This is a genomic window from Lentzea sp. NPDC055074 (assembly GCF_053608005.1).
In genome coordinates this window covers 1-25,489 of record NZ_JBSGUQ010000032.1, presented here as the reverse complement: position 1 = coordinate 25,489, position 25,489 = coordinate 1, and the positions used below count along the sequence as shown (strand labels likewise).

Here is a 25,489-nt window from a genome sequence, read left to right as displayed (position 1 = left end):
GGTCTACACGCATGGCACCGGACCCCGCACTGGACGGGACACCAGCCCCCGAGCCGCCTGCCGGCCGATGGCTGCGTCCCGTCCGGGACACCGGCACCGCAGCGACACCAGGCCTGGACGAGCTGGAACAGTTGGCCGCCCATGCCCGCGAACGCGTCGCCCAGGTGCGGCTGTGGCTACCGCATATCGAGGAGGCGGTGTTCGACTGCTACCTCGGCAACCTGGCCGCCCAGCTCGACCCGCACACCGAAGCCGACCAGATCGGCGTCCTGGCCACGCTGCTCGGTGCCGCCGGGGCACACCTCGGTCCCGGCCCGCACCTGCAACTGGGTTACGAGCGGCACCCGCTGCTGATCTGGCCGATGCTCATCGGGCAGACCGGTGTGGGCAAGAAGGGCACCGCCTACAACGCCGCGAAAGCGCTGCTGTCGTTCACCGACAACGACTTCGTGGCCCAGAACATCCACTCCGGACTGTCCAGCGGTGAAGGCCTGGCATCGGTATTTGCCGCCGAAGCCGAGACCGGTAAGGCGGGCCGCAAGCCACGGTTGCTGCCCGATGGGGACTGTCGCCTGCTGGCCTACGAGCCTGAGTGGGGCACGGTCATGGCCCGCATGCGCCGTGAGGGCAATACGTTGTCCGCGACGCTGCGCGCGGCCTGGGAGGGCGGCAACCTGTCAACGCTCAACGTGGACGCGCGCGTGGCACGTCAGTCCCATATCAGCATCAGCGCCCACATCACCCCGAAGGAGTTCCGCGAGAAGGTCTCCGCCGCCGACATGGCAGGCGGCACCTACAACAGGTTCTTGCCCATCGCCGTGGCGCAGTCCAAGCTGCTCGACACGCCCACGCCAGCCGATCCGACGCTGATGCTCCAGCTGGGAGCGTCGCTCTTCGAGCGGCTCCGCCAGGCGGGCGATGTCGGCGCGGTGGGCTTCACCGACGCCGGCGCGCTGGCGTGGCGGCGGCTCTACATCGAGTTCGCCAGTCGCGACGGTGACACCGAAACCCCGGTCGAGGAGTTCATCTCCCGCGCCGCACCACACTGCCTGCGCATCGCCGCCATCTACGCCCTGCTCGACCGCGCCGACAGCATCGGGCCGCGACACCTGGCCGCCGCCTCCGCACTAGTCCGCTACTCGATCGCCTCTGCGGCAGCGGTCCTGAGTCCGAACGACACCGTCGCACGCCTGGCCGCCTGGATCGCCGAAGCCGGACCAGAGGGACGTACACGCAAGAACGTCACTATGGACTTCTTTGGTGGCAACGCAAAGCGGGCGGGCGTCGACCCGGTGCACCTGCTCGACCAGCTTGTCCAGAGCGGCCGAGTGGAGCGCATCAACCGCTCACCGGCCAGCGGACGCGGACGACCGACCGAGGTCTACCGCGCTCAACCCTGACGAACTTGACGAACTGACGAACTAGACGCCTGACCTGCGGAAACGCTCTCGACTTAGTTAGTCAGTGACGAACTAAATCACACGCAAAACCGCAGGTCAGGCATTTAGTTCGTCAAGTTCGTCAAGTTCGTCAACCTCTGTTCACATCACCACCCGCAAGCGAAAGGACGTCCGCATGCCAGCCAAGCCACCCATCGGCGTGAAGCTGTCGGCAGACATCGAACACCTGCCCGACCGCCCGACGCCGTACCGCGCCCGCGTGCGATGGACCGATCCGGTGACCGGCAAACGTCCGTCACGTTCCCACTCATGTGAGACCGAGAACGAAGCCGTGGCGTGGATCGAAAGCATGGAGCGCGCCGCAGCCGGCGGGGTCGACCCGACCGCCGCGGTGATGACGCTGGCGGAGTACGGCACACCGGACGTCCTGAACCTCGCGTTGCGCGGCCTGGAGGACAAGACGCTGCCGCCGTACATGTCCGGCTGGAAACTGCGCATCCTGCCGTCGCTGGGACACCTGCCCGTGCGGATGATTACGGCAGGCGCGGTGGACCGCGCAGTGATGGATCCGGAGTCGGGTTGGATCGCAGAAGAGTGCAGCAAGTCCGTCGTCAAGAACACGCTGGCCATGCTCGTTCGGATCATGGAACAGGCGCTTCGCGACGGCATCATTGATCGCAACCCAGCACGGATCAAAGGCTGGCAGAAGCAATACGCTCGCGTAGAGGACGAGCTGGATGACCCGCGATCACTCGCGCTGCCGGACTGGCCCACCCTTCTACGTCTCGCTGACGCGCTTGCTGCTCGTTCGGCTGGCGAGTACGACGGCTGGCGTGACGTCGTGTTGTTCGCTGCGTGCACTGCCGCGCGTATCGGCGAGGTCTCGGGCTGCCGCGTGCGGGACATCAACCGCGACAACTGGACATGGACGGTTAGGCGTCAAACGACGACCGCGCCGGGCGGCCTGGTCGACAAGGGCACGAAGGGCAAACGCGCACGGATCGTGCCGCTGATCGACGAGATTCGCGAGATGGTGGAGCGCCGCATCGCGGAGACGGACGGTACAAAAGACGCGCGGCTGTTCATCGGTCCGCGTGGTGGGCGAGTCAGCACGGCAGTGCTGCGCGATGCAACGCACTGGGACGAGGTCGTAACTAAGCTCGGGTTCGACCACCTGAAGCGGCACAGCCTGAGGCACACCGGCCTGACCTGGATGGCCGATGCCGGCGTTCCCGTACACCACCTCCAGAAGATCGCCGGGCACGGCTCACTGACAACGACTCAGAGGTATCTTCATCCTCATCAGCGGGCCGTTACCGACGCAGGAAAACTGCTGTCCGCACATCTTCAGAAAACGTCACTGAAGCCACAACTTCGCATCATTTAAGCCCATATTGTTTACACTACGAGCTTGACGAAGAGTTCCTCAAATCGATCCAAGGTGTCGCCGTCAACCTGCTCAAGGAATGAATCGAGATCCTTACTGAGCTGGTGGGCGGGACCAGCGTGATCAAACTTCCCACGAGCGACTTCAATACGTCGCAAGATCGGCTCGGGAGTCTGGCGCAGTTCCGACTCCTCCACTGGCGAAAGCGTTCGATTATAGAGCCAGAGGTAGTCTTTAACCGTGAACAAATCCTCGATGTCAGCAGTATTCGGAAGTCCGGGAGTTTCGCCAAGAATCACGACTTTCCTGCGATCAACCCCAACAGATTCCGCGACCTGATAAATCCTAGTCGAAACCTTACTGGTCTCCGCTCCGTCAACGAGAGCACGCACATCGAGACGTCGACCGAATAGAGCAATAAATGCTGGCATGTTGGTGACACCACCGATCGGAATGATCGAGATGCGAGGATCCAGCCCTGTTCGCCCAAGCGACGTCAAGTGAGCAGACATCCTCATCAAGTAGACGAAGTCACTGCTTCCCTCCACAACCAGGTGCGGACCACGACCAAGAAAAAGATGTTGAGCCACGGTGTAACCGATCGCAGCCTCGACAGGAAGAACCGTGCCCCGGTCAGCCGACAGGTCGACAGGCGTGATGACGACACCCAGTTCAGGCTCCTCAGTCGTCGCCCGATCATGCACAGCACGCATCGTCTCGTACTTAGTCGGATCGAGCATGTGCTGCGAGTGCGTGGTGTAAAGAACCTGCTGATGGATGCCCAATTCATCATGTATGTACGACACGAAGTCTCGCTGCGCCTCACCATGCAAGCTTGTTCCTGGCTCATCAAGAAGGACAACTACGCGTTTATCCGAATCCTGATAGACACTGAACGCCGCAAGGAATGAGAAGAACCACTGAAATCCGGCAGAGCGGGTGGCGAAGTTTGTATCAACGTCGTGCCTAGCATCGTGCAGTTCAACCTTTAGGAAACGATGGCGAATATCCCTACCCTCTGGGGTGCGACCAACGATAGGCATATCGGTGTCAAATCGAACCGAAAGGGCAGGGTTCTGCTTCCAGTACTTCATCACCTGACGAGTCAGGTCGGAGCTAGCCGCCTGCAGCTCCGCCTTACGGGTGACATACTCTTCATCAAGGAAGCTCTTGGGCTCCTGACCCGCCAACTCCAGCAAAGCAACCATCGTCTCGTCACCTTGCTCAAGCGTCTCATTCTCGACACGACTTGCCAGCTCTTCCAGGTCGGTCTCACCCTGAAGCAACTCATAATTCGAGAAGTAAAAGAATTTAGGCAGCAGAGCCGCGATATCGTCACGCTGGGATTGAGACAGCTCCCAGTCGTAGAGCAAAACCTGGTACTTTTCCAACTCGGTAGCAAGATGATCCAGCGCCGTGCCCCTAGGAACATTCCCGCTCTGGCGATATGACGCGCTCAACTCTGCGGCACGCGTGTGCACGGCCTTGATGTCCGAGAAAGCGGCAAGATCGGCGATGTCCTCATGATCAACGCCAACCGCACTGCCCGCTATCTCCACGACCTTCGACAACGCGCACTCGACATCGACCCAGAGGTCGTCTCCATAGGTCCGCCCAGCACGCACCTCTGTACCTGCCGGCGGCTCGAACCCAAGGATGCTCGCAACCTGTGCAACCTCGCTGACTTCCAGAGAGAACCAGGCAACGATGGGTTCGACCTCATCGAGCTTGTTCCGACGGCGATCGCGTGCAAGGCGACGGCGCGGGTATTCAACAGCAAGGTCAAAGCTATCGGGACTGTTGGCCGGATTGAGCCGGTGCAGCGCTTTGAGGACCGTGGTCTTACCGGACTCGTTCTTGCCGACAAGGCAAGTCACGTGAGGCTCCACCTGCATCGTCTGCGTATCGGTGAAGTTGCGGAATCGCTCAACTTTGATCTTTTCCAAGCGCATGCGGTGCGTCCTCGTCCTGGATAGCGGCGGCAGGGCGAATACGCTACCCGCCGACCGCGATACGAGCGATCTGATTGGTGCGGAGGCATCAGGAACGTAGATGGCATGCCGCAGCCGCACGACGGACGTGCGCTGGTCCACAACCGGTCCACAGGCGACTCGCACAGCAGATCCAGGCAAGATCAAAGCACAGAACGACGAAAGCCCGTCTGACCAGGCAATTTGCCATGATCAGACGGGCTTTCTTCGACCGTCGGGACGACAGGATTTGAACCTGCGACCCCTTGACCCCCAGTCAAGTGCGCTACCAAACTGCGCCACGTCCCGGCCACACTCCCGGTTTCCCGGCGTGCATGAGAAATCCTACAACACCCCGCACGGAGATCAAAAACGACCCCCGCAACCGCCTGCTAGCTGCGGAAATACGGCGGGGACCCGAAGTTCGGGTCCCCGCGTCCCTCGGTCCGACCGATCCCCCGATCCTCGACCGACACCCAGCACTATGCGGTGGCGGCGTCTCGGGCGCCACCTCCGAAAGTCGACTCTTGTCCGTCAACCTTCGACTTACCGGGCGGTAGGACCGCGGTGACGCTGAAGCCTCCGTCTGCCCTGTAGGAGGTGGTCAGGGTGCCGCCGGCCAGCCTTACTCGTTCGGAGAGGCCGTGAAGGCCTGCGCCACCGCCTTCGGCTGGTGCTGGTAGGTCGCTTGGGCCGTTCACCACTGAGACTCGTACCGGGGTGGCTCTGTCCACTGTCACCGTCACGGAGGCGCCTGGGGCGTGTTTCGTCACGTTGGTCAGGGACTCTTGGACCACTCGGAAGAGTGCTCTGGAGACTGCTGGAGAGAGGGCTGTGTCGCCTGTTTCCGTGAGGGTCACGGAGACGCCTGCTACTCGGGCTCGGTCTATCAGTTCTTGCAGGGACGGGTAGGTGGTGTCGGAGTTGAGGAGGCCCAGGGCTGCCCTCATCTCGGACAGGGATTCCTTTGCCAGCGCTCGTAGACGTAGTGCTGTCTCGCGGACTACGTCGTCTGGGGCGGTGGCGGCCAGGGCTGCCGACTCCACGGCGATGAGGGTGGCGTGGTGGCCTACCGCGTCGTGGATCTCGCGCGCTATCCGGGCTCGCTCTGCTGCACGTGCTGAGGTCTCTTGGGCCTCTAGTTCCGCTGCTCTTGCCCTGCGGGTTTCGTAGAGCGACTGGGTCAGTTCCTTGCGGGTGGTGAGGAGCGCGCCCAGGGCAGTGGGGGCTGCTGCCAGGCCGAAGGCGAAGGCTGTGGCCAGGAGTAGCGGGCCCAGGGGGACGGTCTCGGTCAGGACCACCGGGGCTATCGAGGCGACTGTCAGGAGCAGGACCCAGAAGATCTGGACCGGGATCGACTTCTCCTTGCTGCCCAGGCGGTATTGGGCCACGAGTGCTGGGGCCCAGCCCAGGCCGCCTGCTACCGCTGGGACGCAGAGCAGGGACGCCAGCCAAGGCCAGCGCAGGCGTAAGGGGAGGAGTAACGCGGCTGCTACCGCGGTCCAGAACGACCACACGAACGGACGGTCCTGGGTCAGGAGCACTACGCCTGTGATGGTGCCTACGGTGAGGAGTTCGCGCAGTACCGGCTTCACCAGACACCGACCTGGTGGGCCACGAGGGCGGCCTGCACCCTGTTCTCCACGCCCAGTTTGGTCAGGACCGTGGAGACGTAGCTCTTCACCGTCGCCTCGGAGAGGCAGAGTTGTTCGGCTATCGAGTGGTTCGAGCGGCCGGCGGCCACCAGTTCGAGGACTTGGCGTTCGCGGGCCGAGAGCGAGTCGAGCTGCCTGTTGGCTCGGAAGCCCCGCAGTCTCGGTAGCAGGCGGGCGGTGATGCGCGGGTCCAGGACGGCGCCACCTGCCGCCAGGTCGACCACGGCGCGGACGAGGGCCTCTGGTTCGGCGTCCTTCAGGAGGAAGCCCTGTGCGCCCAGGTCGAGGGCGGTGGCGACGTAGTCGTCCAGGTCGAACGTGGTCAGCACCGCTATCGCGGGTGGGGTGGCCCAGGTTCGCAGTCTGCGGACCGCTTCCAGGCCGTCCACGCCCGGCATCTGGACGTCCACCAGGACCACGTCCGGGAGGTGGGTCAGGGCTGCTTCCACGAGTTCGGCGCCGTCGGCTGCCTCACCCACGACCTCCACTCGTCCGTCGGCTTCGAGGAGGACTTTGAGGCCCCGCCGCAGCAGGGCCTCGTCGTCGGCTAGCACCACTCGTACGGCCACGAACCCAACCAACCGCACCCCATGGCAAAGGGCAACCAGCCGGTCGGGTCGTCACCCGAAGAACTGCGAAGAACGCCGAAGGACTACTTCTTGGACGCGCCGGCCTTCTTCTTCTCGCGCACGCGCACGGAGATGCGGACCGGGCTGCCCTCGAAGCCGAACTCCTCGCGCAGGCGGCGTTCGATGAACCGGCGGTACGACGCCTCGAGGAAGCCCGTCGTGAACAGCACGAACGTCGGCGGGCGGGTCGAGGCCTGCGTCGCGAACAGGACCTTCGGCTGCTTGCCGCCGCGCACGGGCGGCGGGGTCGCGGCGATCAGCTCGGTCAGCCACTGGTTCAGGCGGCCGGTCGGGACTCGGGTGTCCCACGAGTTCAACGCGGTGCGCAGGGCCGGCGCGAGCTTGTGCACGGCGCGGCCGGTCAGGGCCGAGATGTTGACCTTGTCCGCCCACGGCACGCGCACGAGGCCGCGTTCGAGCTCTCGGACCATCTCGTTGCGGCGGTCCTCGTCGACGAGGTCCCACTTGTTGAACGCCAGCACGCACGCGCGGCCCGACTCGACGACCATCGTCAGCACGCGCAGGTCCTGCTCCGCCAACGGCTCGTGCGCGTCCAGCAGCACGACCGCGACCTCGGCGGTCTCGATCGCGGACTTGGTGCGCAGCGACGCGTAGTACTCGGCGCCGCCGGAGAACTTGACCCGCTTGCGCAGGCCGGCGGTGTCCACGAAGCGCCAGATCTCGCCGTCGAGCTCGACCAGCGAGTCGACCGGGTCGACGGTGGTGCCCGCGACCGAGTCGACGACCGAGCGGTCCTCGCCCGTGAGGCGGTTCAGCAGCGACGACTTGCCCACGTTCGGCTTGCCGACGAGCGCCACGCGACGGGGACCGCCACCGCGGGCTCCGAAGTCGTCGCGCGGGGTCTCGGGCAGGCGGTCGAGGATCACGTCGAGCAGGTCGCCGGAGCCGCGGCCGTGCAGGCCGGACACCGGGTACGGCTCGCCGAGGCCCAGCGACCACAGCGACGCGATGTCGGCCATCAGCCTGTCGTCGTCCACCTTAGACGCGCACAGGATCACGGGCTTCTTCGACCGGCGCAGGACCTTCGCGACGGCCTCCTCGGTCGACGTCGCGCCGATCGAGCCGTCCACGACCAGCAGGATCACGTCGGCGGTCGCCATCGCGAGCTCGGCCTGCGCGGCCACGGAGGCCTGCAGCCCGACCGCGTCCGGCTCCCAGCCGCCCGTGTCGACCACGGTGAACTTGCGGCCGTTCCACAGCGCGTCGTACGCCACTCGGTCACGCGTCACGCCGGGCACGTCCTGCACCACGGCCTCTCGGCGGCCGATGATGCGGTTGACCAGCGTGGACTTGCCGACGTTCGGCCGTCCGACCACCGCGAGCACGGGCTGCGGCGGCGCTGACTCCTCGCCGTCACCGCCCTCGAGGTCGTCGAAGGCTGACCAGTCGGCCTCGTCCTCCCAGGTGCCGTCCAGGTCCGTCATCGTCTTCCCTCATCACTCATGCGTTGTCCGTCGAGTTCGGCGACCAGTGTCGCCAGGCGATCGCGCACCTGCTCGGTGGCAACGCCCAGGGCGGCTCGCCCCTTCCCGTCCGGGAGGTGGAACGGCTCACCGATCAGCACGTCGACCTCGGGCCTCCAGCCCTTGGCCTGGTAAGTCCCGCGGCAGGCGATCGGCAGCACCATCGCGCCGGACGTCTTGGCCAGCCACGCGGCACCGTTCTGCGCGCTCGCCACGTCGCCCTCACCGCGCGTGCCCTCGGGGAAGATCCCGATCACGCCACCGGCTTTGAGAACGGACAACGCGCTGGTCAGCGCAGTGCGGTCGGCCTCTCCCCGCTTGACGGGGATCTGCCCGATCTTGGCCAGGAGGTAGCCGACGACGCCCTTGAACATCTCCTGCTTGATCAGGAACGTCACGCGCCGGGGCAGCACCCCGAACAGAATCGGCCCGTCGGCCATGGAGCTGTGGTTGGCGACGACGACCACGCCGCCGCTCAAGGGTACGCGGTCGCGTCCGTGCACCCGAATCCGGAACTGCCAGGCGTAGGGAACCCGCCCGATCCAGCGTCCGAGGTCGAACAGCCAGGGCACCGTCCCCGCGGGAACGCTCACCCGGTCACCCGCAGCCCGCCGCGCTCCACGAGGTCCAGCAACGCCGCGATGGTGCCCGCGAGGTCGAGGTCGGTGTTGTCGAGCACCACCGCGTCCTCGGCGGCCTTCATCGGCGACACCGCGCGCGAGGAGTCGTACTTGTCGCGCCGCTGCACGTCGGCCAGCGCGGCGTCCACAGTGGACTCACGTCCGGCGGCGCTGTCCTGCTTGGTCCTGCGTGCGGCCCGGGCCTCCGCCGACGCCGTCAGGTAGACCTTCAACGGGGCGTCGGGCGAGACGACGGTGCCGATGTCACGGCCTTCGACGACGATCCCGCCCACGTGGTCGACGGCGTCCGCGATGATCGCGCGCTGCTGGGCCACGAGCAGTTCCCGCACGTGCCGGGTCGCGGAGACGGGCGAGACCGCCAGCGACACCTCGGGACCGCGGATGTCGGACGACACGTCGTCGCCGTCGAGCGTGATGCCCGGCCGCTGGGGGTCGGTGCCGACGACCAGCACCGCGTTCTCCGCGACGGCCACGACCTTGTCCTCGTCGGACGGGTCGACGCCCGCGCGCAGCACGGCGAGCGCGATCGCCCGGTACATCGAGCCGGTGTCGAGGTAACGCGCGTCCAGCGCCATCGCGAGGCGCTTGGCCACGGTGGACTTGCCGGTGCCGGCCGGTCCGTCGAGAGCGACCACACCGCGCAACTGACCCTGGCCCACAGCAGCTCCCTCCGAGACACCCACGGCCACATTGTGCCTGGTGCGAACGCTCACACCGGCACCGGGACGGGCGATCACCCTCCACCGCGGGTCCGGGCGCCGCGATCAACCGCGGATCGGGATCGGCCGGCAGTCCTCGTCCCGCTTCTTCAGCGCCGCGCAGATGCCGGCGGACTGTTCCGCGGTCATGGGGCCGAGCCAGACGTAGTAGACGCCTTCGGGGTGGTCGACGCCCCGGAAGTTCGGGCAGGACAGGGCCCAGTCGGTGTAGTGGACGGTGTGCGCGGCGCTGATCGCGGGAGCGACCCGGGCCACGTACGCGGCCTGGTAGGCGACGAGATCGTCGACGTGGTCGCGTCCTTCCGGCCCGAACACCGCTTCGAGGCTCACGACCACGGTGCCGGGCACGCAGGGCATCGGGGGTGGTTGCCCGCGTTCGGTGGACGCGGGCGCGGCGCTGGAGCCGCTCGGTGACGGCATCGCGGCCTGCGTCGGGGTGGTCGCGGCCTCCGGCGCGCCCCGCAGCAGGGCTCCGACGAGAAGGCCGACCAGGAGCGAGGCGGCCGCGAGGTCCATGACCTTGCCCCGCTTCATCGTCCGGGTTCCGGCGCGGAACGCGGCGAGGACGTCGAACAGCGCGGTCAGCTCGTGCAGCCTGCCGCGCTGCCTGATCTCGAGCCGGCCGGTGTCGGCCTCGGCGGAGGCGTCGTCGGGCTCGGCGCGGAACAGCACGTGGGTCCGTCTGCTCAAGGCCGTCCTGCCCGCCACCTTCACGGTGGCGACCACCCGTTCCGCCTCACCCGCGCCCACCACGAACCGCTCCGGCACGTCGACGAGGCGCGGGGAGACAACCGACCGCACGCGCGTCTCCGCCTCTTCCGCGGACAGCACGGTGATCGTGCCGGTCAGCCTGACGTTCCCCTCGTTCACCAGCCACAGCGCGGCCTCGTACTCGCCGTCCTGGCCCACCAGCAGGCTTTCCGCGCGCACCCTCAGCTTCGGCTGAGGAGGGATCACGACGAACATGATCTCGCTGGCCCAGCGGCCGCTCGAGTCCTCGACGTCGAAAGCCTGGATCTGCAGGCGGCAGCGGTTCGCCTCGGGCGCGTCCTTCTCCCGTCGCAACGTCACCGTCGTGCGCGTCTCTCTCCCCGGCTGCAGCAGAACCGTTGCCGTGCCGAGAATCGCGTCACTCAGGCCGACGACCTTGAGGGACAGGAAGTGTTCCTCGTTACCACGGTTCTCGATCACGACGGTCAGGACCCGGACCAGCTCGGTGAACAAGACCTCCTTCTCGTGGTGCACCACCGTCACGACGACGCGCTGGTCGCTCGACTGGGAGAAGTAGACGTCGCCGTAGAACGCTCCCGCCTGGACGACGTGCTCACCGGACGCCCTGAACCTGAAGTTCGACGTCGCGTCCCCGGCGGTCGTCACTCGCGCTCCCGGATCAGACGGTCGACCCGCCTGCGCAGATCAGCCTGTCCCGCAACGAGATCGGCCAGCGCGTGCAGCCGCGCCACCTCCCCCGGCCGCGCGGCGAACCCGTCGAACTCCCGCATCACGAGCGGGAACAGCTCGCCGTCGAGCCGTCCCGCACGACGCGCGGCCAGCAGTGCCGTGCGCAGGTCGGCGACCTCGTCGGGGCGGCCGGCCGGCATGTCCTGGTTGACGTGGACGCCGCCGTGCACGACGCCGGTCTGCAGCACGAACCTGTGGTTGCCCGACGCGACGTTCTTGACGCTGGTCACGTGCCTCATCGGCGCGGCCGCGACCCTGCGGTCCCCCTGGTCGTCGAGGTCGGCGACGAGGGCGATGGCGAACGCGGCGGCGCTCGTGGCGGCGCGGACCTGGGAGCCGTCGCGCTTGGTGCGGTCCTTGTCGCCGTTCGCCGCGTCGCTGATGCCCCGGACGGTGAACGTCGGCGTCGCGTTGTTGAGGTGGCCGGCGCCGGCGACGCCCGCGCTCTCCATCTCGATGGCGACGGCGTCGTTGAAGTGGGCGCGCAGCATCTCGCCCAGGTCCGAGTCCCGCTTGTCGAGCACGACCTCGCCGGCGGCGACCGGTTCGAAGTGCACCTCGGGGCGCTCGCCGTTCTCCGACGGCCACCAGTCGCCCTTCCTCCTGGTGTGCCTGGCGAGCTGCTCGATGTGGTGCGGTGCCTCCCACGCCTTCGGCCTGGCGTTGAAGCCCGCGTCGTTCACGCGGCCGCCGTGGTAGCCGTAGACCTTGGTGGCGACGACGACGTCGCCGATGCGCAGCCAGTCGCGCAGGGCTCCGGCGATGCCGACGAAGAACACGGCGGCCGGGCCGAACTCCACGATCGCGCGCTCGGTGAGCGTGGCCGCGGAGTTGTTCCCCTTGCCCACCAAGCCGATCGCCACCTCGCAGGACCTGTTCCCGGTGACGGCGCCGACCTCGAACAGCGTGCCGGCCGGGGTCAGGTGGGGCTTCAGGTCGGAGAGATGGGCGCGCACGGCGTCGTATTCCAGGTCCAGCGCGGTGAGGACGACGATCATGGACTCGCTCCGTCCGGTGGTGGATGCGCCAGACGGTAACTTAAAGTCAGGATGACATCAAGTTTTGAGGCGATTATTCCCTTGAACTGAGCCAATTGTCATGTTGAAGAAAAGTGGTCAGCGAGTGGACACCGGGCGCGTCATCGGCGGCTCCAGCACCGTCGCGTCACCCGCCCGGTAGAGGACCGACGGCCGTCCCGCGCCGGACGGCCGCTTCTCTCCCGTCTTCTCGACGAAGCCCTCCGCCTGCGTCACCTTGCGGTGGAAGTTCGCGCGGTCGACCGGATGCCCCCACACGGCCTCGTAGACGTCGCGCAGCTCGCCGATCGTGAACTCCGGCGCGCAGAACTCGACCGCGATGGTGCTGTGCTGCAACGAGGTCCTCGCCTGCTCCAGCGCGTCCCGCAGGATCTCGCCGTGGTCGAACGCCAGCGACGCGGCGACGGCCTCGTCGACGGGCGTCCAGTGCGCGGCGCTCGCGTCCGAGCCCGCGGTCGGCCACGGCAGGTCCGGGGCGATCGCCAGGAACGCCGTCGTGATCACCCGAACCGGGCGCGGGTCGCGGCCGGGCGCGGAGTAGACGCCGACCAGTTCCAGGTGGAGGTCGTCGCCGAGCCCGGTCTCCTCGGCCAGTTCGCGCCGCGCCGTCTGCTCGATCGACTCCCCCTCGCGCAGGAACCCTCCCGGCAGCGCGGGCAGCCCGCGGTACGGCTCGTTGCCCCGTTCGACGAGGAGCACGTGCAGGCGGGCGTCGCGGATCGTGAAGATCACGAGATCCGCGGTGAGGTTCACGAGGAGCGGAGGTCGGCTTGCCACTGCCGCAGCCTACTTTATGTCAGGGTGACTCAACCTCGGACCGCAGCCGTTGACGGACATATCAATGTCACCGTTTGCCAACTCGTGGACTTTCACCCAAAAGTGTACATACACACCCGAACGAAAGCTCCCACTGGTGCTACGCTAAGTTTTCCTTTCCGTTTGGACAGAAAGGAACAATTCCAGTGGTTTCCAAAATATGGCAGCCTAATTCTTCCGCCAATTTTTCCCGTCGCCTCGGAATTCCACCCCAGGCGCCGGGAAGCGGCGGCGACGGAAACGAGACGGCCAGCGGTGGCGAGTCGTGCTGCCCCGACATCTGGGAGCTCGACAACGGCGATGTCGCCGTGATCGGCCGGGATCTGACGCCCGACTACGCCGCACGCCTACCCGAAGGCGTGAGCATCGGCTCCGACGAACGACTCGTCGTGCTGCCCAGGGGAATGGTGATCGCGGCAAAGGCGGACATCCCCGATGCATGACCTGATCGACAACGACCGGGGCGTGCGACTTCTGGGTGACGAGTACTTCAACCATTTCGACGAACGCTTCTGGCGAATCGGCCCCACGGGATTCTGGAAGCTCGAACGGCTGCAGCACTTCGAAGAGCCGTCGGACGAGAGCTGGGTCGCATTCGACGCAGGTGATTGGCGGAGATCCATCGCCTTGCTCGACGAACGCAGATCAGCCCTGCGAGCCCACTACGACAGGATCGCGGCCTCGGGCTTCACGACGTGGCGCGTCCGCGTGGTCGAGCGCCCGCTCACCGAGTACCTGCAGTGGGAACTGCACCTGCTGCGCCTCCGCGACGAGCTCGGCGGCCACACGCGCGTGCTGCCCGCGGACCAGGTCCAGAGGTTCGAGACGAACAGGCTCCTGCCGGAGCTGATCACGCTCGGGGACGACGTGATGTACGAGATCCTGTACGACGAGCGCGGCCTGCTGGAGGGCGCGATCCTCCACACGGGGCGCGAGATCGTCGGGCAGTGCCGCGAGTTCGTCCGGTTCCTGTACGGCCAGGGCGAGCCCATCGGCACGTACTTCGAGCGCGAGGTGGCCACCCTGCGGCCGCCGCTCAGGAACACGTGACGCGCCCGGAGGAGCCCCAAGGCCACGACGAGCTGCGCGTCAGCTCGGACGTGTCCGGCTCCGCGTTCGACGTCGTGCAGGCGCGCGACGTCCAGGGTGGCATCCACTTCCACGGCCAGCGCGGCCCGGAACGCCCGAGGCCGAGCCAGCTGCCGGGCGGGACGAGCGGTTTCGTCAACCGCCTGCACGAACTCGCGAGGCTCAACGAGGTCCTGGACGCCGACGGACACGAGTCACCTGTCGGCGTCTACCTGATCACCGGCACGGCCGGCGTCGGCAAGACCTCGCTCGCGCTGCACTGGGCGCACAGCGTCCGGCACCGCTTCCCCGACGGCCAGCTGTACGTGAACCTGCGCGGCTACGACCCCGGCACGCCGGTCACGGCGGAGCAGGCTCTGCACCAGTTCCTGCGCGCCCTGGGCGTCCCGGCCGCGGCCGTCCCGGTGGCGCTGGAGGACCGGGCCGCGATGTACCGCTCGCTGCTGGCCGACCGGCGGGTGCTCGTCATCCTCGACAACGCCGCGAACACCGCCCAGGTGCGGCCGCTGCTGCCGGGCACCCCGACGTGCCTGGTGCTCGTCACGAGCCGGAACCGCTTCTCCGGCCTGGTCGCGCGGGACGGCGCCCGGCGGCTGGTGCTCGACATGCTCACCGAGGACGAGGCGGTCAGGCTGCTGAGCACCGTCACGGCGGGCTACCGGGAGAACGACGAGGCCGACGACCTGGTCGAGCTGGCCCGGCTGTGCGCACGGCTGCCGCTGGCGTTGCGCATCGCCGCCGAACGCGCGTCCAGCAGGCCGTTGATGATGCTCAACGAACTGATCGGCGACCTGCGCGACGAGTCGGCGCTGTGGGACGCGCTCACCGCCGACCAGGACGACGAGTCGGACGCCGTGCGGACCGTCTTCGCCTGGTCCTACCGCGCCCTGCCCACCCCGGCCGCGCGCCTGTTCTGCCTGCTCGGCCTGCACCCGGGACCGGAGTTCTCCGTCGCGGCGGCGGCCGCGGTCGCGGGCATCAGCGTGCCGGCCGCCAAGAAGCAGCTCGACGTGCTGATCGGCGCGCACGTCCTCGAACAGCACGCGCCGGGCCGGTTCCAGTTCCACGACCTGCTGCGGGTCTACGCGGCGCAGCAGGCGTTCCACCACGAGGAGGCGGCCGCGCGGCACCAGGCCGTCGACCGCGGTCTCGCCTGGTACCTCCACACCCTGGCGGGCGCCACGGCCGTCATCGCGCCGCTGGACCGGCGGATCGAACTGGCGCCGGTGCCGCCGGAGGTGACCCCGGCGCGGTTCGAGGACAGGGCCGCCGCGTTCGCCTGGTACGAGGCCGAACGTGCGAACCTCGTCGCCGCGGTCCGCACCGCCGTGTCGGTGGGACGCGACGACATCGCGTGGCAGCTCCCGGTGGTGCTGCGCAGCATCTACGTCAGCCAGAACCCGTTCGAGGACTGGGTCGAGACCGGTCTGGCGGGCCTGGCGGCGGCGGAACGGGCGGGAGACCTGGCGGGCCAGGGCGAGGTGCTCGACAGCCTCGGCAAGGCCTACCTGCAGTCGCAACGCCTCGAGCAGGCCGAGGAGTGTCACACGAGGGCGCTCGAGATCCGGACCAGGATCGGCGACCGCTACGGCGAGATGGTCTCCGTCAACGCACTCGGTCTGCTCGCTTGGCGGCGGCGCGGACTCACCGGCGCGGTCGAGCTCTTCCTGCGGTGCGCGGCCATCGCGGGCGAGCTCGGGGACCGCCGCTGGCAGGCACTGGCGACGACGAACCTCGGCGCCGCCCAGTTCGACCTCATGCAGATCCCGGCCGCGGTCGAGACGCTGAGCCGCTCTGTCGTCATCTACCAGGACATCGGCGACCGGGCGTACGAGGGCAACGCGCTGTTCTACCTCGCCATGGCGCAACGGGAGAACGGCGACCTCGACGCGGCGACGGTGTCGATCGACAAGGCGCTCACGATCGCCGAGGAGGACCACCACGTCGCGTGGGAGGCGTTCTGGCTGGTCGAACTGGGACGGATCCAGCGTGCCAAGGGCGACGTGGCGGGCTCGCTGCTCTCGTACCAGAGATCGGCGATCGTGCAGCGGCAGCTCAGTGACCGCAACCGGGAGGCGCAGGCACTGGACGGGGCCGGGGAGGCGTACCGGGAACTCGGCCGGCCCGAGGAGGCGGAGAAGTTCCACCGCACCGCCGTCACCGCGTTCCGGGAGACGGCCGACCGCTGGTCACTCGCCCGCGCGCTCACGAACCTCGCGCTGTCGTTGCGGGAGTCCGAACGCCAGGACCAGGCCGTCGCGGTGGGACTGGAGGCCCTGACCGCGCTCACGGAGTTCGAGGATCCTCGCGCCCAGCACCTCGCCGCCCTGCTGCGAGCCGGGTGACCGTCCGCGGTATCGATCGGTGGAATCGGCACAAGGCGCGCTCGGCGCGCGCCGATCTGGTGTGCGCATGACCCGATTACTCGAAAGGGCTCCAGTGACCACCATCGAACAGCACAGCGCCGTCGAGGAGCTGCTGCGCCGCACGCTCGCCGAGCACAAGTCCATGTTCCTCGCCACGGCGGGTTCGGACGGCTCGTGGGTGAGCGGCGTCTACTTCGCCGAGGACGGGCCGCACACGCTCGTGCTCGTGCTGGAGGAGCGCGGCCGGACGCTCAAGGCGATCAAGGAGAACCCCGAGGTGGCGCTGGTCGTGTCCACCGGGTCGCCGATGGAGCCGTTCCTGCAGGCCCGCGGCACGGCCGTGGTGGTCGAGGGTGCCGAGGACGAGGCCGTGCGCCAGCACCTCGTGGCCAAGGTGCCCGAGGTCGCGCCGTTCCTCGCCACGCCGATCCGCACGGTCAAGGTCACGGTGCCGACGTGGCGCGTCACGGACATCCCCAACGGGTGGCTGCCCGGCAAGGACTTCAGCGCCTGAGTCACCCTCGTCCGGAGAGGAGTTCCGCCAGCCGGTGGAACTCCTCCTCGGAGATCGGCAGCGTCTCCCCGTCGAACGAACCGCTCCAGAACTTCCAGCCTTCCGGTGTCAGGCGCTCGTACTCGAGCTCGTACGGGTTCGACAGCCTCCGGGCCAGGAAGTGGACCTTGGTGAGGTCGTAGACGTCCTCCCTTCGGCGGAAGACCGCCTGGTAACTGTGGGCCTGGCCGCGGAACCTGTCCGACCTCGCCGAGAGCACTCGGACGTAGCGCACGCTGCGGAAACCGCGCTCGCCCAGCTCCTCGACCAGCCAGTCCGGCTCCAGCCGCCCGAGCACGTCGGCAGGCCGCCAGCCGAGGTCGTCCACGGCCTCGTCGGTCGTCCCGGTGCGACGGACGACCTGCCGCCGCGTCCTGTCGCCGAGCTGGACCTCGAAGTACCTGGTCCCGGCGTTCGACCTGAGCCGGGCGAGGTGGTGGGCCTCCTCGCGGCCGACCGGCAGGACGTGCTCGTTCCACGGCTCCTCCCCCGGCACCCACTCGTCCTCGTTCAGGAGGACCTCCCACCTCCCGTCGCCCTCGGCGGGACAGCGGATCAGGGAGTGCGCCCGGTCGAGCTCGACGAAGTCGTTCAGCGCGTCGAACTTGGCGAAGTAGTGGTGTTCGTTCACCGGTTCGGCGCGCCGCCGGGCCGCGAGGAGCACGATGATCGCCGCCAGCCTGTCCCGCTCGAAAGGCGCGAGCGACACCGCGAAACGGTGTTCCGGCAGCACCTCGTCGACCACGGCGTACGCGGAGCGCAGGTCGACCATGTCGGCCTCGTCCCGGAACACCGCGAAGCCGCCGCCTTCGAACCCCTCCCGGCGCGTCTCCCGCAGGGGCTCCCGGTCGTCGGCCAGCCGCCTGAGCCTCTCCAGCTCGACTGCGCTCACCTCGCGGTAGTCGTCGTAGGAGTCCCGGTCACCGGCTCTCGACAGACCGTCGCTCGACGCCCACACGCCGTGGCCTTCGTATTTCTGCTCGTCGCGGGCGCCGAGACTGCGGTACAGGCCCTCGGCGTTGCCGACGTCGGACATGCCGTGCCCGTCTTCGAACAACGCGTAGTAGCGGTACTCGGCCAGATAAGGCTGGAACACGCGATCACCCCCAGTGACCAGCTCATTTTACCGGGCGGAACCGGCATTCCGGCCGCACACTGGGCCCTCCGGCCTGGAGGCACCCCGATGACGCAGCTGCCCCAGCTCGAAGCCCCGCTCTTCCTCACCGACGGCGGCGCCGAGACCACCCTGATCTTCGACGACGGCATCGACCTGCCCGACTTCGCGGCGTTCCCGCTGCTCGACGACGCCGACGGCCACGCGGCGCTCACCCGGTACTACGAGCGCTACGCGGGTATCGCCGAACGGGACGGCGCGGGCATCGTCCTCGAGACCGCCACCTGGCGCGCCAACCCGGACTGGGCCACGCGGCAGGGGTACGACCCGCAGCGCCTGGCAGCGGCCAACCGCAAGGCCGTCGACCTGCTCCTCGACGTGCGGCAGCGGTTCGCGATACCGGTCGTCATCAGCGGCTGCGTCGGGCCTCGCGGCGACGCCTACCGGCCCGAGTCGATCATGACTCGGGCGGAGGCCGGGGACTACCACTCGGCGCAGGTCCGGATGCTCTCCGGCACCCCCGCGGACCTGGTCACCGCCATGACGCTGACGAACATCCCCGAGGCGACCGGGATCGTCGACGCCGCGAAAGCGGCGAACGTGCCCGTCGTCATCTCGTTCACCGTCGAGACGGACGGCCGGTTGCCGGGCGGGGACTCGCTGGGCGACGCGATCGAGGCCGTCGAACGCGACACGGACGGCTATCCGGCCTACTACATGGTCAACTGCGCGCATCCGACCCACATCGCGCCGGCGCTCGACCCCGGCGCCGCCTGGGCGCCGCGGCTGCGGGGGCTGCGGGCCAACGCGTCCAAGCTCAGCCACGCCGAGCTCGACGAGGCCGAGGTCCTGGACCGGGGCGATCCCGAGGAGCTCGCGGACGACTACCGGCGGCTCAAAGCGAGTTTCCCGCAGCTCACGGTGCTCGGCGGGTGCTGCGGCACCGACCACCGGCACGTCGACGCGATCAGCCGCGCGTTCAGTGGTTGAGGTCGGTCCGCAACGCCGCCGCCCCGCGCAGGTAGACGTGCTTCACCGACGACCGCGGTAGATCAGTCTCGACGTGCGCCAGCAACCGGATGACGCGCGGCATCGCCCCCGGCACCGCGATCTCGGTCGCGGACAGCAGCGGCACGTCCGAGAGCCCCGCCTGGCGCGCGGCGTAGGCGGGGAACTCGGAGACGAGGTCGGGTGTCGCGGTGAGCACCACGCTGATGAGGTCGTCGGACGTCAACGCGTTGCACGACAACACCTCCCGCACCAGCTCGGCCGTGGCCTCCAGCAGCAGGTCCCGCGAGTCCGCGTCGATCTGCGTGGCTCCCCTGATCGCTCGCACCGCCATGTGATCGACCCTAGCAGCGGTCCTCAGTGGACTTCAGTGGCCGACGACGATGTTGGGGAACCTCGCGCTCAGCCCCAGCAGGTTCACGACGTAGGCGCCCCAGCCTCCGCCGAGCAGCACCAGGCGCCGTTCCCCCAGCGCCGACGCCGCCTCGATCAGCACGTGCAGGCCGCTCGACCCGATGAACGTCAGGCCGGCGAAGTCGACCACCACGTCCCCGTCACCGGACGCGCGGGCGAGCTCGAGCGCCGCGCGCAACAGGTCGCTGGTGTTCAGGTCGACCTCGCCGGTGAGCGTCACCACCGCGCCTTGGCGACGTACCTCCAACAGGCCTGACCGGGGTTCCATCGTGAGTGCCTCGAGGGTCGTGATGCAGCAGGTCGCGCACCGGAGGTTCGTGCCGCCGCCGCGAACCTGGTCCCCTCACCATGAGATGTCAGCGGACCGGTGACCGCCAGTGCCGGTGGACTCTGAAACGGCTCCTCCGGTCCTCGTCCTGGGCGAAGTCCAGGACGAGGACCTGGCGGTGCGCGGACCCGCTGAGACCCCATGATTCTCACCGCGCGTCCGACGGTCGGCCAGGGCCGAACGAACCCGCCGGGCAGGGCCCTACGGTGACAGGTCGGCCAGCAGGAGCCCGCTGCGCGGCTTCGGGGTGAAATAGGTGCTCTTGCGCGGCATCTTGGTGCCCGCCAGCACTTCCCGCAGCGGCACCGGTGCGATCAGCAACACCGCCTCGGCCTCCACCGACGGGTCCACGACCGCCCGCACGCACGGGCTTTCCGGATCGAGCCCGAGCGCCTGGTCCAGCAGCACCGACTCCACCACCGCGTGGTCGATCCCTTTCCCGGCGGGCAGTTCGACGCGCAGCACCTCGTCCGGGCACCGCACCACGACCACGCCCGGTTCCGGATCGACGACGTACGGCAACGACGACACCGCCAGCCCCGCTCGTTCCCACGCCTCCACGAGATCGGCCGCGGTCAGCCCGCTGCCGACGATCGCCCGGTGGATCGGCCCGACCCGCAGTCCCGGCCCGGACGTGACGAGCGCCAGCAACCCGGCGAGCCCCGCCTCCCGCGCCGCCGCGACCCGGTGGTTGCCGTCCGCCACGAGCAACGGGTGCGCGCCCGCCGCCGCGACGAACGCGTCCTGCTCCGGCCCCGGCCCGACCAGCCACACCCAGTGCCGCCGCCCGCCCGAGTCCACGAGGGACACCGCGGGCTCCCCGGTCATGCCGAGCACCAGGTCCGTCAGCCCGTCGTGCGGGGTGATCGGCACGAGCATGGCCGCGCTCGTCGCGATGCCAGCACCTGCCCGCGTTCGGCGACGACGTCCGGGTAGACGTCCTCGGTGTGCTCGATGCCGTCCGGGTCGACGAGGCACAGCAGCCCGCACGCCGTCCCGTCCGGACCGTCCACCCGGTACGGCGCGACGACGTCCGTGACCTCCGTGTACGCCCGGCGGATCAGCGCCGCGAGCTCGGACTTGGCGTGCGGCAGCGCGTCGAGCAGGCCGGTGCCCGCGGCCAGTGCGGCAGGCGTGCGGTGGGGGTGCTGGACGGCGAGCAGCGTGCCGTGCGGGGCTCTCGCGAGCGCCCCGATCACCTGGCCGGGTTCGGCGAACTCGTCGACGTCCGGGCCGGGCACGCGTTCACGTACCACCCAGCCGCGACGCACGGGGCGTACGCGAAGTGACATCCACGTATCATCATCTGTGTGAACGTAGAGATCACGCCCCTGCCGGGCATCGGGACGCGCCAGGACTTCACCATCCGCGCCGGACGTCGAGTAGGCGTGATCACGTACCGGGACGGACGGTTCGAGCTGATCCTGTCCAAAGCATCGGATCCCGACTCCTGCGCCGCCTCGATACCCCTCTCGCCGGAAGAGGCGAGCACGCTCGCGGGCCTGCTCGGCGCGCCGCAGCTCGTCGCCCACCTGCGCGAGGAGACCCGTGACATCGCGGGCATCACGACCCGGCAGCTCCCGGTGACGGCGTTCGCGAACCGCACCCTCGGCGAGACGGCCCTGCGCACGCGGACCGGTGCGTCCATCGTGGCAGTCGTGCGCGCCGGCAACGCTCACCCGTCGCCCGGCCCCGACTTCATCTTCGAGAACGGTGACCTCGCGGTCGTCGTCGGCACCGCGGAAGGCCTCGACGCCGCCGCTGAGATCCTCCACGGCGGATAAAGACAGTGCATGAGACAACGATTGCCATGATCCAGCTCGGTGCGGTCTTCTTCGGCCTCGGCCTGCTGGGTCGTGTTGCCAGACGCGCCGGAATCTCCCCCATCCCGCTGTACCTGATCGGCGGGCTCGCGTTCGGCGACGGTGGTTTGGTCCCGTTGCACGGCATCGAGGAGTTCACGCACCTCGCCAGCGAGATCGGCGTCGTGCTGCTGCTCCTGCTGCTCGGCCTGGAGTACTCGGCGTCCGAGCTCACCACCGGGCTGAAGAAGTCGTGGATGGCGGGCGTGCTCGACCTGGTGCTCAACGCGGCGCCGGGCGCGATCGCGGCCTACCTGCTCGGCTGGGGCACGGTCGGCGCGCTCGCGATGGCGGGCGTCACGTACATCTCGTCGTCGGGCATCGTCGCGAAGGTGCTCGGCGACCTCGGGCGGCTCGGTAACCGCGAGACGCCCGTCGTGCTGTCGGTGCTCGTGTTCGAGGACCTGGCGATGGCCGTCTACCTGCCGGTGCTGACGGCCGTGCTGGCCGGGGTGAGCTTCCTCGGCGGACTGACGTCGGTCGGCATCTCGTTGCTCGCGATCACCGTGGTCCTGGTGGTGGCGTTGAAGTACGGCCGGTTCATCTCGGCCATTGTGGACAGTCCCGACCACGAGGTGTTCCTGCTCAAGCTGCTCGGTTCGGCACTGCTCGTCGCGGGCATCGCCTCGCAGCTGCAGGTCTCGGCGGCGGTCGGCGCGTTCCTGCTCGGCATCGCGATCTCCGGGTCGACGGCCGAGAACGCGACCCGTCTGCTCGAACCGCTGCGGGACCTCTTCGCGGCGATGTTCTTCGTCGTGTTCGGGCTGAACACCGACCCGCGCTCGATCCCGCCCGTGCTCGGCATCGCGGTGGCGCTGGCCGCCGTCACGACCGCGACGAAGGTCTTCACGGGCTGGTGGGCGGCGAAACGTCAGGGCATCGGCAAGATGGGCCGCATGCGTGCGGGCGTGGCACTCGTGGCGCGCGGCGAGTTCTCCATCGTCATCGCCGGGCTGGCCGTGGCCTCCGGCCAGGTGCACAACGACCTGGCGGCGCTGGCCACCGCGTACGTGCTGCTGATGGCGATCCTCGGGCCCATCGCGGCGAAGTACGTTGAGCCAATCGGTGAATTCTTTCAGCGCAGACGGCAAATGGCCTGAAACAACTGCCCCGATGTGACGACTCTCTAGTGAGGGCTAGACGGAGAGTAGGGGCGAAGCGTCATGACCGAACCCGCGGAAGTGGAGACCACAGGCCGATTCCTGGTGCTGTTGCAGGAGGACGCCGTCGAAGAGGGCCTGGCCGAGCTCGGCGCGATCGCCGGGTTCAACCCGAACACCGGTGAGATCGGCTCGGACACGCTGCAGGTGTTCCCTGAGCTCGGCGTCGCCGTGGTGTCCGGGGACCCGAACCTGCTGGGCGAGCTGCACGGTGCCGTGGAGGGTCCCGGCGCCGTGCAGATCGTCGAGCCGGAACGCGTCGTGCACGTGTTCCAGGACGACGCCGCACCGGCCGCGGAGGCCGACGTGCAGGCCGTGGACGAGTCCGTGCTGACCTGGGGGCTGCAGGCGGTCGGCGCGGACGTCAGCACGGCCACCGGCAAGGGCGTCAAGATCGCGGTCCTGGACACGGGCTGGGAGAAGAACCACCCGGACTTCGCCGGCCGCGCGATCACCACGAAGTCGTTCATCACCGGCGAGGACGTGCAGGACGGCCACGGCCACGGCACGCACTGCATCGGCACGTCCGCGGGCCCGCGCAAGCCCGCGACCCTGCCCGGTTACGGCGTGGCGCACGAGGCCGAGATCTTCGCGGGCAAGGTCCTGTCGAACGCGGGCTCCGGCTCCGACGGCGGCATCCTCGCGGGCATCGACTGGGCCGTCGCCAACGGCTGCGCGATCATCTCGATGTCCCTGGGCGCCGACGTTCCCGCGGGCACGCCGTACTCGCAGATCTACGAGACCGTCGCCCAGCGCGCGATGGCCAAGGGCACGCTGATCATCGCCGCGGCGGGCAACGCGTCCTCGCGCCCGGCCCGCGTCGCGCCGGTGGGCCACCCGGCCCGCTGCCCCAGCATCATCGCGGTGGCGGCGATCGACGTGAACCGGGCGATCGCGTCGTTCTCCTCGGGCTCGGCGGACAAGATCGGCCAGGTCGACGTGTGCGCACCGGGCGTGGACGTCTACTCGTCGTTCAAGCTCCCGCAGAAGTACTCCCGCCTGCGCGGCACGTCGATGGCGACGCCGCACGTGGCGGGCGTGGCGGTGCTGATCGCGGAGAAGACCGGCGCACGGGGCTACGAGCTGTGGGCGCGTCTGGCCGGCACGGCGCTGCGCCTGCCCCTGCCGTCCACCGACATCGGCACCGGGCTCGTCCAGGCGCCATGACCGCTTCGGTGGACCAGGTGATGGTCTCCGTGGCGGACGGCAGCCTCCCGCAGGTCCTCGACGACCTGCGGGAGGCGGGCCTGGTGGTCGACACGGTCCTGGAGGCCCTGGGCGTGGTCACCGGCACCGCCCAGGTCAGGGCCATCCCGGCCCTGCAGGCCGTGCCCGGCGTCATCGACGTCGAACGGCAGTGGCGCGTGCAGCTCCCGCCGTACTGACTAGGCTTTGCGCTGACCCCATCAACGGCTGATCGAACACGTGTTCTATGCTGTGCGCGGGGTCACGTCGTTGCGCAGAGAGGAAACCTGATCGTGTCGGACACGCTCACCGAGGTGCAGGCAGTCGAGGAGACCGTCGTGGAGACGGCGGCCCCCGAGGCCGAGGCCCCGAAGCCCGTCGAGGCGCCCGCGCCCGCCGAGGCGCCGAAGGCGGAGGCGCCCAAGGCCGAGGCCCCCAAGGCTGAGAAGCCGAAGGCCGGCCGCCCGAAGAGCACGGCGAAGAAGACTCGCACCGTCGAGCTCACGCTCACCGTCACCGGCACCGCCGAGGGCGAGTGGCAGGCAGACCTGGTCCACGGCACGCAGCGCGTGGTGTCGGGCCTGGTCATCCCGGCCATCGCCGTCGCCAAGGCGGCCAAGGAGCTGCACGAGGACATCGCCACGGGCATCGAGTCGGTGCTCGAGGCGGCGCGCGACCAGCACCGCACCCGCATGGAGGAGCTGGAGGCCGAGCTGGCCAAGGTGAAGGCCCAGCTGGCGGAGCTCTCCGAGTAAGGCTTGCTCGCAGGAAGGGCGGTCCGCTTCGCGCGGGCCGCCCTTTCGCATGTGCGGGGTGGGGCAGGGAAGGCGCGCGCAGGTGCGGCGGGCAGGACTGACCGACGAGGCTGGCCGAGGGGGCTGGCCGAGGCGGGTCGGAGGTGCTGGCCGGAGTGAGCGAGGCAGGGCGGGTGAGCGGGGGCGAGGCCAAGCAAAGCGGCAAAAGCAGGGCGGGCGGCAAAGCGAGGCGGGCAAGGCGGAGCGGGCAAGGCGGAGCGGGCAAGGCGGAGCGGGTCCGGTAGCCATCTCACCGCGCGATGCCGAAGGCGAGCCGTCCTCCCGCACGCGAAGCCGAAGGCGAGCCGTCTTGAGCAAGCCCGAGGGGCGGTGGGGTCCCATCACGAGTCGCGCCACAGCTCTTGCTGCATCAGAGAAGGGGTGTCAAACCGCCACGCTTTTCGGCGGTTTGACACC

The 25,489-nt window shown here is 68.6% G+C and carries 26 protein-coding genes and 1 tRNA gene; 12 read left to right on the top strand and 15 right to left on the bottom strand.

Translation table 11 applies throughout. The annotated features are described in order from the left end of the window. Positions 1-11: 11 nt before the first annotated feature. The gene (locus tag ACWF7A_RS42350; protein WP_452256107.1) at positions 12-1,400 is read left to right on the top strand and encodes a DUF3987 domain-containing protein; all 1,389 of its coding nucleotides are present in this window, start codon (positions 12-14) and stop codon (positions 1,398-1,400) included. A gap of 175 nt (positions 1,401-1,575) precedes the next feature. After that, complete coding sequence (locus ACWF7A_RS42345; protein WP_452256106.1) at positions 1,576-2,787, top strand: tyrosine-type recombinase/integrase; 1,212 nt, start codon at positions 1,576-1,578, stop codon at positions 2,785-2,787. 11 nt (positions 2,788-2,798) lie between these two features. Here the strand turns inward: ACWF7A_RS42345 and ACWF7A_RS42340 are convergent, their stop codons facing one another. The 10 genes from ACWF7A_RS42340 to ACWF7A_RS42295 all read right to left on the bottom strand — a co-directional run bounded on the left by ACWF7A_RS42340 (position 2,799) and on the right by ACWF7A_RS42295 (position 13,160). Continuing rightward, positions 2,799-4,739, bottom strand: a complete 1,941-nt coding sequence (locus tag ACWF7A_RS42340; protein ID WP_452256105.1) for an ATP-dependent nuclease — start codon at positions 4,737-4,739, stop codon at positions 2,799-2,801. A gap of 253 nt (positions 4,740-4,992) precedes the next feature. Next, a tRNA-Pro gene (locus ACWF7A_RS42335) sits at positions 4,993-5,066 on the bottom strand. A gap of 173 nt (positions 5,067-5,239) precedes the next feature. Next, entirely contained in the window at positions 5,240-6,352 is a 1,113-nt protein-coding gene (locus tag ACWF7A_RS42330) for a sensor histidine kinase (RefSeq protein ID WP_452256104.1), read from the bottom strand. Then, complete coding sequence (locus tag ACWF7A_RS42325; RefSeq protein WP_452256103.1) at positions 6,349-6,981, bottom strand: response regulator; 633 nt, start codon at positions 6,979-6,981, stop codon at positions 6,349-6,351. Before ACWF7A_RS42325 ends, ACWF7A_RS42330 begins: the two co-directional genes overlap by 4 nt. A gap of 83 nt (positions 6,982-7,064) precedes the next feature. Further along, positions 7,065-8,486 (bottom strand): ribosome biogenesis GTPase Der, encoded by a 1,422-nt coding sequence (gene der / locus ACWF7A_RS42320; RefSeq protein WP_452256102.1) that lies wholly within the window; start codon positions 8,484-8,486, stop codon positions 7,065-7,067. Then, the gene (locus tag ACWF7A_RS42315; protein ID WP_452256101.1) at positions 8,483-9,118 is read right to left on the bottom strand and encodes a lysophospholipid acyltransferase family protein; all 636 of its coding nucleotides are present in this window, start codon (positions 9,116-9,118) and stop codon (positions 8,483-8,485) included. Before ACWF7A_RS42315 ends, der begins: the two co-directional genes overlap by 4 nt. Next, on the bottom strand, positions 9,115-9,801 hold the full coding sequence (gene cmk / locus ACWF7A_RS42310) for a (d)CMP kinase (protein WP_452256137.1): 687 nt from the start codon (positions 9,799-9,801) through the stop codon (positions 9,115-9,117). The genes ACWF7A_RS42315 and cmk overlap by 4 nt, the downstream gene beginning before the upstream one ends. A 129-nt stretch (positions 9,802-9,930) precedes the next feature. Beyond that, positions 9,931-11,262 carry a hypothetical protein gene (locus ACWF7A_RS42305; RefSeq protein WP_452256100.1) on the bottom strand — a complete coding sequence of 444 codons (1,332 nt, stop codon included), beginning with the start codon at positions 11,260-11,262 and terminating at the stop codon, positions 9,931-9,933. Then, a complete protein-coding gene (locus tag ACWF7A_RS42300; protein WP_452256099.1) occupies positions 11,259-12,344 on the bottom strand; it encodes a 5'-methylthioadenosine/S-adenosylhomocysteine nucleosidase family protein in 1,086 nt (361 codons plus the stop codon). Before ACWF7A_RS42300 ends, ACWF7A_RS42305 begins: the two co-directional genes overlap by 4 nt. A gap of 117 nt (positions 12,345-12,461) precedes the next feature. After that, entirely contained in the window at positions 12,462-13,160 is a 699-nt protein-coding gene (locus tag ACWF7A_RS42295; RefSeq protein ID WP_452256098.1) for an NUDIX hydrolase, read from the bottom strand. Positions 13,161-13,345: 185 nt separating this feature from the next. On the opposite strand from ACWF7A_RS42295, the gene ACWF7A_RS42290 reads away from it, so the two are divergent. The 4 genes from ACWF7A_RS42290 (at position 13,346) to ACWF7A_RS42275 (ending at position 17,168) form a co-directional block, all read left to right on the top strand. Continuing rightward, positions 13,346-13,642, top strand: a complete 297-nt coding sequence (locus ACWF7A_RS42290) for a hypothetical protein (protein ID WP_452256097.1) — start codon at positions 13,346-13,348, stop codon at positions 13,640-13,642. After that, a complete protein-coding gene (locus tag ACWF7A_RS42285; RefSeq protein ID WP_452256096.1) occupies positions 13,635-14,249 on the top strand; it encodes a DUF6879 family protein in 615 nt (204 codons plus the stop codon). Before ACWF7A_RS42290 ends, ACWF7A_RS42285 begins: the two co-directional genes overlap by 8 nt. Continuing rightward, on the top strand, positions 14,246-16,633 hold the full coding sequence (locus ACWF7A_RS42280) for an ATP-binding protein (RefSeq protein WP_452256095.1): 2,388 nt from the start codon (positions 14,246-14,248) through the stop codon (positions 16,631-16,633). Before ACWF7A_RS42285 ends, ACWF7A_RS42280 begins: the two co-directional genes overlap by 4 nt. Before the next feature lie 94 nt (positions 16,634-16,727). After that, positions 16,728-17,168 carry a pyridoxamine 5'-phosphate oxidase family protein gene (locus ACWF7A_RS42275; protein WP_452256094.1) on the top strand — a complete coding sequence of 147 codons (441 nt, stop codon included), beginning with the start codon at positions 16,728-16,730 and terminating at the stop codon, positions 17,166-17,168. Position 17,169: 1 nt separating this feature from the next. Here the strand turns inward: ACWF7A_RS42275 and ACWF7A_RS42270 are convergent, their stop codons facing one another. Then, positions 17,170-18,303 carry a hypothetical protein gene (locus ACWF7A_RS42270; RefSeq protein WP_452256093.1) on the bottom strand — a complete coding sequence of 378 codons (1,134 nt, stop codon included), beginning with the start codon at positions 18,301-18,303 and terminating at the stop codon, positions 17,170-17,172. An 87-nt stretch (positions 18,304-18,390) separates the two neighbouring features. Between ACWF7A_RS42270 and ACWF7A_RS42265 the strand changes: the two genes are divergently transcribed. Then, on the top strand, positions 18,391-19,311 hold the full coding sequence (locus ACWF7A_RS42265; RefSeq protein ID WP_452256092.1) for a homocysteine S-methyltransferase family protein: 921 nt from the start codon (positions 18,391-18,393) through the stop codon (positions 19,309-19,311). Here the strand turns inward: ACWF7A_RS42265 and aroH are convergent. From aroH to ACWF7A_RS42245, 4 genes are all read right to left on the bottom strand, one after another. Beyond that, on the bottom strand, positions 19,301-19,663 hold the full coding sequence (gene aroH / locus ACWF7A_RS42260; RefSeq protein ID WP_452256091.1) for a chorismate mutase: 363 nt from the start codon (positions 19,661-19,663) through the stop codon (positions 19,301-19,303). The two genes, ACWF7A_RS42265 and aroH, sit on opposite strands and share 11 nt — an antisense overlap. A 33-nt stretch (positions 19,664-19,696) precedes the next feature. After that, entirely contained in the window at positions 19,697-19,963 is a 267-nt protein-coding gene (locus ACWF7A_RS42255; protein WP_452256090.1) for an STAS domain-containing protein, read from the bottom strand. A 309-nt stretch (positions 19,964-20,272) separates the two neighbouring features. Next, positions 20,273-20,950: a DUF1015 family protein gene (locus ACWF7A_RS42250; RefSeq protein ID WP_452256089.1), complete on the bottom strand. Its 678-nt coding sequence runs from the start codon at positions 20,948-20,950 to the stop codon at positions 20,273-20,275. After that, positions 20,917-21,363 carry a hypothetical protein gene (locus tag ACWF7A_RS42245; protein ID WP_452256088.1) on the bottom strand — a complete coding sequence of 149 codons (447 nt, stop codon included), beginning with the start codon at positions 21,361-21,363 and terminating at the stop codon, positions 20,917-20,919. The genes ACWF7A_RS42250 and ACWF7A_RS42245 overlap by 34 nt, the downstream gene beginning before the upstream one ends. Positions 21,364-21,381: 18 nt before the next feature. On the opposite strand from ACWF7A_RS42245, the gene ACWF7A_RS42240 reads away from it, so the two are divergent. From ACWF7A_RS42240 to ACWF7A_RS42220, 5 genes are all read left to right on the top strand, one after another. Beyond that, positions 21,382-21,855: a cation:proton antiporter regulatory subunit gene (locus tag ACWF7A_RS42240; protein ID WP_452256087.1), complete on the top strand. Its 474-nt coding sequence runs from the start codon at positions 21,382-21,384 to the stop codon at positions 21,853-21,855. A 26-nt stretch (positions 21,856-21,881) separates the two neighbouring features. Then, positions 21,882-23,033, top strand: coding sequence for a cation:proton antiporter (locus ACWF7A_RS42235; protein WP_452256086.1), 1,152 nt, complete (start codon positions 21,882-21,884; stop codon positions 23,031-23,033). A gap of 63 nt (positions 23,034-23,096) precedes the next feature. Further along, complete coding sequence (locus ACWF7A_RS42230) at positions 23,097-24,260, top strand: S8 family peptidase (RefSeq protein WP_452256085.1); 1,164 nt, start codon at positions 23,097-23,099, stop codon at positions 24,258-24,260. After that, the gene (locus ACWF7A_RS42225; protein WP_452256084.1) at positions 24,257-24,478 is read left to right on the top strand and encodes a hypothetical protein; all 222 of its coding nucleotides are present in this window, start codon (positions 24,257-24,259) and stop codon (positions 24,476-24,478) included. Before ACWF7A_RS42230 ends, ACWF7A_RS42225 begins: the two co-directional genes overlap by 4 nt. A 93-nt stretch (positions 24,479-24,571) precedes the next feature. Next, entirely contained in the window at positions 24,572-25,033 is a 462-nt protein-coding gene (locus tag ACWF7A_RS42220) for a DUF6319 family protein (RefSeq protein ID WP_452256083.1), read from the top strand. The last annotated feature ends 456 nt before the right edge of the window (positions 25,034-25,489 follow it).